This is a genomic window from Dellaglioa sp. CoH-56-MRSF-14 (assembly GCF_056782115.1).
The window spans coordinates 1-271 of record NZ_JBXAYB010000103.1 but is presented as its reverse complement, the minus strand read 5'-3'; the positions used below and the strand labels follow the sequence as shown (position 1 = coordinate 271).

General features: G+C 55.0%; 1 protein-coding gene. It reads left to right on the top strand.

Going from position 1 to position 271, the window contains the following annotated elements; all coding sequences use genetic code 11:
* On the top strand, positions 1–271 hold a 271-nt coding region (locus AC1RPX_RS07975), incomplete at both ends, for a hypothetical protein (RefSeq protein WP_481763362.1).

Genomic DNA, 271 nt, shown 5'->3' with positions numbered 1-271 from the left:
AGACTATCTGGCGCAGTACGGTAATCCGAACGCGAAAATCTCGTTTGATGTGTACTGTGGTCTCGACTTCTTCAAGGAAGCTAACCAGCTGTGGGCACTTCGTGTTGCGGGCCCCGGTGCTCTGTACGCTTCGGTCTTGATGTATGCAGATGCATCTGGCACTACGCATCTGGCTCCTATTCCGGCTGGCGTCGTAGACCCAACGAAACCTGATTGGCCGACGCTGCTCCAACAAGTTGGCAGCGGTGCTACCACCGCAATAGCTCTGTTC